The following is a 9,026-nucleotide window of genomic DNA, read 5'->3' as shown; positions in this document are numbered from 1 at the left end:
GCTTCCATTCCGCAAAGATTACCATCACAGGCATAGAAAATATTCGTATGATTCAAAAAAGACAAATTATTAAAATAATGTTTCTACTTTTGAGAATTTTGCTATGTTAATGGCTTCATAACTCCTATAATCCCACCTTTAATGATCTTCTTTCCTATGGTTTATAGATGCGACAGAACCTTTTTTTTGACTCTGTTGAATTAAAAAGGCTAACTACAGAACGGCCAACTAAGTCTAGTCTTGTAACGGCTTACTAAGGATTCTTTAAATATCGATCCTCAAAAAAATCGGCGTAGGTTTAGGCAGTGTAATGCCTAAGCTTACACATGCGTTGCACAGAGATTTTAAATCACGTTGTTCTTTTGGAATTTGCAACTGATCGAGTATCATTTTTGCTGACTTTGGAGCAATTGGCTGCAGCAAAATGCCAATCATTCTAATGTATTCAAGTAATTTGTAGATTACTAAATCCATGCGCTCTCTATCGGTTTTACTGAGTGTCCAGGGTGCACTTTTATCTATGTAAGCATTGGCCTTGGAAGAGATATTGATAATCAGGAGTATAATCTGGTTAAATTCATACTTTGATAGATGATCCATTACTTGATCAATTATGGCTTTGCAATTTGGTAAACTCTCATCATCTTTAAGCAAATTGCGATCGACCACTGGTACAACTCCAAAGCATTGCTTGTGCAGAAATGAAATTGTTCTTTGCACTAAATTGCCTATATTGTTTGCCAGCTCTGAGTTTATGCGGCTGATCATGTTCTTCTTACTGAAATTACCATCTTGACCGAAACTTGCTTCCCGAAGGAGAAAATAGCGTAGTTGATCAACACCAAACTCTTCTGCCAGACCAATTGGATCTATAACGTTACCAAGGGATTTGGATATTTTTTCCCCCTCGTTCAGCCACCAACCATGAACTGCAATTTGCTTTGGCAGTGATAAATCTGCTGCAAGGAGGATCGCTGGCCAGTATACAGCGTGAAAACGCAATATGTCTTTACCGATCACATGAACGTTGAAGGAGTTTGTCCAAAATTTCTTATATTCCTCATCTTCTATATTAGGAAAGCCTATTGATGTGAGATAGTTAGTGAGCGCATCTATCCAAACATAAATTACGTGCTTGTCATTCCCTGGTACTTTTATTCCCCAATTAAAACTAGTACGAGAAATCGAAAGGTCAGTAAGTCCTGATTTTACAAACGATACCACCTCGTTTTTTCTGCTCTCAGGAAAGATGAAATTCGGCTGATTTTCGTATAACTCTAGTAATTTATTTTGCCAACTTGACAAACGAAAAAAGTAGCTCTCTTCTTTTATCCACTGAACTTCAGCACCTGTTGGTGCTCTGCCATCTATCAACTCTGATTCCTGATAAAACGCTTCATCACGAACTGAATACCAACCTGAGTAAGAATTCAGATATATTTGCCCTCTCTCTTCAAGCCTATTCCATAGAGCTATAACTGCTTTTTCATGACGTTCTTCTGTGGTGCGAATAAAATCATCATAATAAAAGTTCATTAGCTCAGCCAATTTTCTGAACGTAACACTTATTTCATCTGTAAATTCTTTTGGCTCTATTCCCTTTACCTTAGCCGCTTTTTCAATTTTCTGTCCATGTTCATCTGTACCAGTAGTAAATTTGACGTTCTTTTCAGCTAATTTCATAAATCTAGCTGTAACATCACAGATAAGGGAAGTATATGCGTGGCCGATATGTGGCTTGTCGTTTACGTAATATATTGGCGTAGTGACGTAAAAGCTCTCAAATTGCTCCATCTTGTAGTGCTTAAAGCTTTATCGTATCTGCACTAGTAATAAAAATCAATATATATCCTATCGTACAAGCAATCTGAAAAGCCATTATACCGCTGCGTTTTGCAGCGGTATAATGTGAGTAACTTACGCTTGAGTTGCTATGATATTGTTGTCCATAACTTCACAACTGTACAAACATTCGTCTGTGAAAGCAGTGTGTTAAATATTATAGCAGATTTTGCCTCAAACACAAAAATGTCATCCCAGTGCCCAGACACTGGGATCCAGAAAAATTAATTGTAAACAAACGACTATACAACATGTTCAATAAAATTACAAAAAGCTGGATTCCAGTGTCAAGCACTGGAATGACACTATTTGCTGTACAATTTACCTTCTAAAATCAATATTCATACAATATATCCATGATTTCCAGAATGTTTTTCCGCATTAGAATGAGAAAACAACCCACCAGGTCTGGTGTCATCATAAGAAGAAGCACTTGGAACAGTATTAGGATCTTGAGAAAAGTAAGGAGGTAGTGGTGAATCATAACCTCCACAACTACGCCCTTGTCCAGGATAGCTATCTACCGCTTCTTCAGCCTTCTTAATATTTTCTGACTCTTTCTTATGTTTCATATGAAAAGCCACACCACCAGCAAGACACACAAGAGAATTAATGCCAAGAATGACTAAACCCCAAACTGGTAAGACTGGGTTAATAGCGCAACCTATCAAAGCTGCTAAAGAAATTGCACCAACTGCAAATTCTATATTTCTGAACATTTTAAGTTGACTATCTAGATAATCTATTTTTTCTGACTTTCTAGCCGTTTTTTCGCTGCTGTTGTACCAAACACACATTAAAGCATGGAAAGCAACACACGCAACTACAGCTACTATCCCTAAAGCTAATAATTTCCTGCTGTCTTCTGAGTCTTTTTTCTTATCTTCTCTGCTTTGGTAGCCAACAGTATCAAAACCAGGGTTATTTATAACTGTAGTACGACCACCAAACAGGTTGCTAAGTAGTAAATAATCCCAAAAATCTAAACCTCTATTATCGTTTATATGTACGTGCGTGACTTGAGGGCCTGTAGTTTGTTGCCTATTGCTTCTATCATATTCTGTACTGTTCTGCTCATTAGTTAGATTACTGAGCTTAAATTCCTTATACGCATCTTCAAAAATTTTATCACTCCAGTTCTCAATATTTTGCATACCACGAGAACGTAAAAATTCTTGAACACCATTGTCACTGCCATTTTCTTTTATATAGGCAAGTGCATACCTTTTTAAAACACTACTACGCATAAAAATTCCCCCAGAATTAAGATTAAATTAATAAAGACTTATTATAATAGAGTAACGTTTTCTTGTCAATTCAACCATACCCTAATACCCAGTTAATATCCTTTCCACCAATTCTTTTACTGTCGGTACGTAGCCATTCTCATAAAATGGGTCTTGCTTAAATCTGTAAACATTGTGTCCAGAAAACATGAGTTCATTTTCAACATTGCCGTCATGTACAATGTTTTGCAGTGTCTTTTGTATACAGAAACTCCGTGGATCTGGCTTTCGCCCTGTTGAATGGTCACCATGATCTTTCCAATTGCTAAACAGACAATGGCTCAAACATCCCATGCAATTAATTTGATCTTGTCTTATCTCCGCAAATTTGCTTGGTGTCACAAAAATAACAGTTGTATCTGGAGTTTTCATTGCCTCTGTATAACCTTCCTGAGTCCACTTATCTGCCAGTTCTTTGTCTTGTGCAGTAAGGTAAATCTTTCTACCTCTGCTGCCCATTGCAAATTCATTGTTAAACTCTCCGCTTGCACTTTCCGAAAATTTTATTTGACGTGAATTCCTCTCCTGTAGCTCACGTATGAAGTTATTTCTTACTGCAGATGAGTAAAACCCTGTTGGACTAAATTTGTTTAAAAATACATCACCTTCTTCTAAAGTAAGTAACTTCTTTTTCCACTCTGTAGAAATCGGGCTTTCTTTTGTTAAAAGTGGACGAGTACCAAGCTGAAAAGCTATTGGTCCGATTTGTAAATTGTCAAACCAATGTTCCCAATCCTTCAAATGCCACACTCCCCCTGCCATAACAATTGGCGTTTCAGCAAGACCAACTTCGTTCATGAAAGATCTAAGCTCTGCAACTCTTTCAAATGGAGCCTGTAGTAATTCCGGATCTTCACTATTACTTAGTCCATTGTGACCACCAGCAAGCCACGGATCCTCGTATACTACTCCACCAAGTAAAAAAGAAGATATTTTTTGGTAAGCACGTTTCCATAACGCTTTAAAAGCGCGTGCTGATGAGATAATAGGGTAATAATAAACTTGATATTTAGCTGCAATTTCTCCGAGTCTGTAAGGCATACCAGCACCGCAAGTGATGCCATGAACTAAGCCTTTTGCTTTTTCTAATATACCATGAAGTACATGTTCTGCTGCCCCCATTTCCCAAAGCACATTCATATGTACTCTCCCATGGCCTTTTGATATTTCATTTGCTATTTTTACTTGACTAACTCCTGCCTCAATGCTATATTTAATTAATTCTTCGTGCTTTTCATTTCTTGTTTTACCTTTATAAATTAGTGGTACCAGCTTGCCATTGCCATCGATAAGTTTAGCATTTGCACCAGAAAACGTACCAACAGCATCCGCTGCAGCAAATGCCCCACTTGATCCTCCATCACTGATTGCAATACCTTTACCGCCCTCAATGATTGGCCACACTTCCTTCCCTGAAATCACTATCTTTTTTATCTTATCTTTCAAAATTTCCTCTTAATCTTTCACTCTATTTTACTTAATTACTAAAAAAATAATAGCTTTTCTTTTTATACCTATGCATTCAGTTTTAAATAGGCATAGGAGATGCTATAAATATAGTTTTATAAGAAATTGCTATATGATCATAGGTTTAACAGGTGGGATTGCAGTTGGAAAGAGCTTTGTAGCCAATTGCTTTAAAGAATTTGGTGCCGCTTTGTTTGATGCCGACTCTGTCGTGCACCAGCTTTATAAAGTGGACAAAAACATAATAAGTTATGCAGAAGAAAAATTTCCTGGGGTGGTAGTAAATGGTAAAATAGACAGAGCAGTATTGTCTGAATATTTTTTAGCCTATGATGAAAATTGGAAACAATTCCAATCTTTAGTGCATTCCGTTGTGCGAAATGAATTAGAAATTTTTATTGCTCAGGAGAAAAAAAATGATAGAAAATCTCTAGTTCTAGACATTCCACTCTTGCTGGAAACAAGATTCCGTTTATATTGCGATTTTATTGTTTTTATCCATGCAGATAGCGCTGTACAAGCTCAAAGGCTCAGTGAGCGTAATATGGATAAAGAAAAGCTGAATCTAATGTCCAGTATTCAGCTACCTATTGAAGAAAAAAGGCAAATGAGTGATTTCATCATCGATACCAGCGCAAATGTTTTTCCTCAAGTGAAAAAAATAGTGGATTCATTAAACCTAAACACGTAGCTTTACGTCATACCGTCACTTGGCCGCTAACAAGCAGCGGGATGACGGTTGTCAGGGTAGTACCTTCTCCTGTCATCCCAGTGCTTGACACTGGGATCTAGCTTTTTGGTAATTTTATCGAAAATGTTTGCTCGTTTACAATCAATTTTCCTGGATCCCAGTGTCTGGGCACTTGGGATGACACCCTACTTAACCGTCATACCGCCGCGGTATCTCTTAGCCACTAACACGTAGCGGGATGACGATTGTCGATAAATCTAAGTTACTTTAGCAACAGTTATTCTCCACCAGATTACTCCGAATTTTAGCTGTACTATCAGCAGATTTTACCATTAAAATCTCAAACCTTGAGCCTGCGTTCAAAAATGATTCAACTGACTTACCGAAAAAATCATATCTCCACCCCTTGAATAGTTTATCTATCTGCCCAGATATTGAACCAGCTAACTCATCTTTTGATGAAACTAACTTTCTTGATATGTTATTTTCCTTACATTTGCTCTCTAAAATAATCGAGAGTATATCAAATACAGATTTATCATAATTATCTGACAGAGTATAATTTTGCTGCACAAACTCCTTCTCATTCTCATTGAAAATATTCATAAATTCTAATAAATCTTCCTCTTTTATATTTTTTGTGTTCCTCTCAAGATCATCTAAAACCTCGTCAATACGCTCCACATTTTTTTCAATAAGACCAATTATTACAGCATTATTAATTACTTTATTACGGTTGATGTTATAGCGTTGTGCTAAAGTCTCTTGCCACTCACTCACTGCTTTAACAACTAACATTAGCCTCGGATTTGCTTCATAGTTAAATTTAATCCTCCTCCATGCATCTTTTGGACTATGCAAATACTTATTTATATCAACCAATAATTCCATCTCTTCTTGAAACCAACTCATCCTATTACTTTCTTCAAGTTTATTGCACAATATTTGGTATAGATCATATAGATATACCACGTCGTTTATTGCATAGTCTAGTTGATCCTCAGACAATGGACGCCTTAACCAGTCTGAATTTTTAGCTTTAATTTTATCCAGTGCTATTCCTTGATATTGCTCTACTACTTTTGAATAACCAATAAAGTCATGATAATAATGGCAAAACATAGCAGCAACTTGGGTATCAAAAATAGGAGTGGGAACACATTTAAACACAGTGAGTAAGGATTCTATATCCTGCCGGCAGCTATGAAACACTTTGATTATTCCCTGATTTAGCATCATTTTCTTAATGAATGATAAATCAATTTCTGGCACTAATGCATCTACAATAAAACTCTTCTCTCCGTAAGAAATTTGAATTAACGATAATTTTGGGTAGTAGGTTAAATTATTTCTAATGAACTCCGTGTCAATTGCTATAAATTTTGGATCTTTTTCCATCAATTCTTTACATGCATTTTCCAGTTCCGATGTCGTACTAATTAGCATATATTTTTTGTTCAGTGGCTATATTTTACCACTTATATTAAATCTTTACAATTGATTGAAATTGAGAGCACAATTGTATAATAACTAACTCTTCTGTAAATATACAGTTTTGCCAGACACAACGGTACGTACTACGTGCCCTTTCACTTTGCGTCCACCGAAAGGCGAATTCTTTGATTTACTAGCAAAGTTGTCAACTTTAATTTCCCATTCATGATCCAAATCAACTAAAATTAAGTCCGCTACAAGGTTTTTCTGTATGCGGCCACGTGGCATATGTATGATATCTGCAGGCTTATATGTCAATTTTGCAAGCACATCAAGTAGACCCATTTGTCCACTATGATATAGTTCAAGTGAAAGGGGCAGCATTGTTTCAAGGCCAATAATACCAAATGCAGCATTTTCAAGTGGCAGATCTTTAGAACTAAGATCATGCGGAGCATGATCGGTTGCAATGCAATCAATCACACCTGTCTTTAAACCTTCAATCATAGCTAAACGATCCTCTTCAGTGCGAAGCGGCGGGTTCATTTTTGCGATTGCTCCGTGTTGTTTTACTATATCTTCAGTTAAAGTAAAGTGATGAGGAGTTACTTCACACGTAACATTTAATCCCAAATCTTTTGCACGTTTAATAGCATCAAGTGAATCTTTTGAAGAGACATGTAAAATATGGTAGTGTACATTTTCTATGTTCTTCATTAGCAGTATATCACGAGTTACCATAACCGATTCCGATGCACTCAAGATTCCCTTTACTCCCAATTCTTCAGAAATCTTACCCTCGTTAATTACGCCACCAGCAGATAGATTCAAATCCTCTGCGTGTTGAGCAATAGGAACACCAAGCATACTTGAATAAAGCAGTGCCTGTCTCATAATCATTGGATTCATAACTGGCATACCATCATCGGTGAACCCAACTGCACCCGCTTCCTTTAAGAGTGCCATTTCAGTTAATTTTTCTTCCGAAGTGGTGATTTTAGCGTAAAATTGAACATTCACATGCGAAGTTTCAAATGCTCTATATTTCAAATACTTAGCCAAGACAACACTATCAATCGCTGGAACAGTGTTTGGCTGGCAAACTACAGTTGTAACGCCCCCCGCAGCTGCAGATTTGCTGCCTGTATGTATAGTTTCTTTATGCTCTTGACCTGGTTCACGAAAATGTACGTGAATGTCAATAAGGCCTGGCATTAGAACAAGCCCTTTACAGTCTATTATTTCATCAACTCCACTTGTTGAAAATAATGATTCGCCAAAATCAACAATTTTACCCCCTTCAGTCAATAATGAACCTTTTATATCAAGTTTAGTTTCCGGGTCGATAATACGAGCATTGGTATACGCAATTTTATAGCCTTCCTTTTGCCCTGTCCGCAATAAATTCCAAATCATATTTGAGTATCGATTATAAAATAAATCTAAAGTTTTTTTAGTAAAATACAACCAAATTAAAGTGATGATATAAAACTAGCAATAAAGAATATTTAAATTAATACTCAAGCAGCTATTCTATAACTACCATTTTCGATTTCAACGTTATTAAGTGCGGTATTTGCGTTATAAGAACAGTCACATCCTACTGCAAGAAAAGTTAATGCAGCTACAGCAAGCGAAACACACATTGCTAAATGAACCATTGTTAGACTTGTACCAACAGCAAATGCTCCAGATAATACAAAAGAAACAGAAGCATAATTACCCTGCCTTTTACTATAAATTTTTGCTTTCAAGAATTTTTCATTTAGCTCTTCATCCTTGCTTTCAGATTGTTTCTGTTGAGTTACTTCATCAGTTAGACCTTGCCTTGTATCATTCAGCTGCCCTTCCGGTTCTGTCGCATCTATAAACCATAGGAAAGAAGATCATTAAAGGTGGGATTATAGGAGTTATGAAGCCATTAACATAGCAAAATTCTCAAAAGTAGAAACATTATTTTAATAATTTGTCTTTTTTGAATCATACGAATATTTTCTATGCCTGTGATGGTAATCTTTGCGGAATGGAAGCTTTTAAACCCAAGCATTGGCTTTATTAGTTTTTTGATAAATCTATCAACAATATTATTTAGATATTTTATTTGAAGAACTGTAATCTTCAGAAATTTCTGCATTCAAATCATCAAGAGCAGCAGTATTACTGCCGCTTTTATCAATTACAATTTTCTCAGGAAGATAGTTACTCCTGAAGGCTTTACGAAAGAATGCAAGTGCTGCAGACTTGTCTCTACTAACACACAAGAGGAAGTCTACAGTATATAAGTGTAATAGTCTAGACTTAATCTG

The 9,026-nt window shown here is 36.3% G+C and carries 7 protein-coding genes and 2 pseudogenes; 2 read left to right on the top strand and 7 right to left on the bottom strand.

Annotated features, from left to right (window positions below; all coding sequences use genetic code 11):
* Positions 1–264: 264 nt before the first annotated feature.
* Positions 265–1,794, bottom strand: coding sequence for a methionine--tRNA ligase (gene metG, locus OUY_RS01600; RefSeq protein ID WP_139686514.1), 1,530 nt, complete (start codon positions 1,792–1,794; stop codon positions 265–267).
* A 233-nt stretch (positions 1,795–2,027) separates the two neighbouring features.
* On the opposite strand from metG, the pseudogene OUY_RS06850 reads away from it, so the two are divergent.
* A pseudogene (locus OUY_RS06850) lies at positions 2,028–2,147 on the top strand (WPE palindromic element domain-containing protein); the annotation flags it as partial.
* A 36-nt stretch (positions 2,148–2,183) separates the two neighbouring features.
* On the opposite strand, the gene OUY_RS01590 reads toward OUY_RS06850, so the two are convergent.
* Together OUY_RS01590 and OUY_RS01585 are read right to left on the bottom strand one after the other, a co-directional pair.
* A complete protein-coding gene (locus OUY_RS01590; RefSeq protein WP_139686513.1) occupies positions 2,184–3,089 on the bottom strand; it encodes a DUF1129 domain-containing protein in 906 nt (301 codons plus the stop codon).
* An 81-nt stretch (positions 3,090–3,170) separates the two neighbouring features.
* Positions 3,171–4,574 (bottom strand): NAD(P)H-dependent flavin oxidoreductase, encoded by a 1,404-nt coding sequence (locus tag OUY_RS01585; RefSeq protein ID WP_139686512.1) that lies wholly within the window; start codon positions 4,572–4,574, stop codon positions 3,171–3,173.
* A gap of 133 nt (positions 4,575–4,707) precedes the next feature.
* Between OUY_RS01585 and coaE the strand changes: the two genes are divergently transcribed.
* Positions 4,708–5,286 carry a dephospho-CoA kinase gene (gene coaE / locus OUY_RS01580; RefSeq protein WP_139686511.1) on the top strand — a complete coding sequence of 193 codons (579 nt, stop codon included), beginning with the start codon at positions 4,708–4,710 and terminating at the stop codon, positions 5,284–5,286.
* Between the two features lie 267 nt (positions 5,287–5,553).
* Here coaE and OUY_RS01575 read toward each other — a convergent pair whose 3' ends face one another.
* From OUY_RS01575 to OUY_RS01560, 4 genes and pseudogenes are all read right to left on the bottom strand, one after another.
* Positions 5,554–6,732 (bottom strand): ribonuclease D, encoded by a 1,179-nt coding sequence (locus OUY_RS01575; RefSeq protein WP_029237687.1) that lies wholly within the window; start codon positions 6,730–6,732, stop codon positions 5,554–5,556.
* Between the two features lie 84 nt (positions 6,733–6,816).
* Complete coding sequence (locus tag OUY_RS01570; RefSeq protein WP_139686510.1) at positions 6,817–8,136, bottom strand: dihydroorotase; 1,320 nt, start codon at positions 8,134–8,136, stop codon at positions 6,817–6,819.
* Between the two features lie 104 nt (positions 8,137–8,240).
* Positions 8,241–8,474, bottom strand: a complete 234-nt coding sequence (locus tag OUY_RS01565; RefSeq protein WP_410543257.1) for a TomO hydrophobic C-terminal domain-containing protein — start codon at positions 8,472–8,474, stop codon at positions 8,241–8,243.
* 156 nt (positions 8,475–8,630) lie between these two features.
* Positions 8,631–9,026: pseudogene (locus tag OUY_RS01560) on the bottom strand (DDE-type integrase/transposase/recombinase); the annotation flags it as partial.

The organism is Wolbachia endosymbiont of Leptopilina clavipes (assembly GCF_006334525.1).
Taxonomy (GTDB): Bacteria; Pseudomonadota; Alphaproteobacteria; order Rickettsiales; family Anaplasmataceae; genus Wolbachia.
This window is presented reverse-complemented; position numbering and strand designations above follow the sequence as displayed.